Origin of the sequence: Bacillus sp. MYb56 (assembly GCF_002976445.1) — a bacterium.
Classification (GTDB): Bacteria; Bacillota; Bacilli; order Bacillales; family Bacillaceae_G; genus Bacillus_A; species Bacillus_A mycoides.
Window position 1 is genome coordinate 1 of record NZ_PCOH01000129.1, and the last position, 1,170, is coordinate 1,170.

General features: G+C 37.0%; 1 pseudogene. It reads left to right on the forward strand.

Going from position 1 to position 1,170, the window contains the following annotated elements:
• Nucleotides 1–4: 4 nt before the first annotated feature.
• Nucleotides 5–1,108, forward strand: a pseudogene (locus tag CQ058_RS31355) (IS4 family transposase); the annotation flags it as partial.
• Nucleotides 1,109–1,170: the final 62 nt, after the last annotated feature.

Consider the following 1,170-nt stretch of genomic DNA (forward strand, 5'->3'; position numbering starts at 1 on the left):
TTTTATGTCTGTTTCTGTGTCTGACGAATTACAACTATTTGCTCAAGAGATTCAAAGTTTTTTATCTCCAAATACCTTACGGGATCTTGCTAGAGATGTTGGTTTTGTACAACGAACCAGTAAGTACCAAGCAAAAGATTTAGTAGCTTTATGTGTATGGGTGAGCCAAAATGTAGCTATGACTTCTTTAACTCAGTTATCTAGCTGTTTAGAAGCATCAACAGAAGTACTCATCAGTCCTGAGGGACTGAATCAACGGTTTAATAAGTCGGCCGTCCTACTCTTACAACAGCTACTAGCCGAACTACTAAGCAAAAAATTGGCCGCATCTATGCCGATTTCTTCTCCATACACTTCTGTTTTCAAGCGTATTCGTATTTTAGATTCAACTGCATTTCAACTCCCGGATGTATTTTCATCGGTTTATCCAGGTGCAGGAGGATGTAGCCATACAGCTGGGATAAAAATTCAACTTGAGTATGATTTGTTAAGTGGACAGTTCCTACATATTCATACAGGTCCAGGTAAACAACATGATCGTACTTACGGCTCTCTGTGTGCCCCAACTGTGACGGCGAATGATTTATGTATCCGAGATTTAGGTTATTTTCATTTAAAAGACCTTCAATATATCCAAGATAAAGAGGCCTACTATATCTCTCGTATCAAGTCGAATACACGTATTTATCAAAAAAATCCTAACCCTGATTATTTTCAAGGTGGAAGAATTAAGAAAGGTACAGAGTATATACAGATAGATATGGAGACGTTAATGAACTCCCTTCAACCAGAACAAACATGTGAAATAGCTGATGCTTATGTAGGAATGATTGATAAAGTGCCAGCTCGTGTAATTGTTCACCGATTAACAAAACAACAGCAACAAAAACGATTACAAGATCAAGCTGTAAGAGAAAAAAAGAAAGGAATGAAGTATTCTCCTCGTAGTAAACGACTCAGTGGTATCAATGTATATATGACAAACACCCCTACAGATATTGTCCCGATGGGACAGGTACATGACTGGTATTATTTGCGTTGGCAAATCGAAATTTTATTTAAAACGTGGAAGTCATTCTTTCAAATCCATCATTGTAAAAAGATAAAATAAGAACGATTGGAGTGCCATTTATATGGTCAATTGATTGCCATTCTACTCTGTTCTTCTAT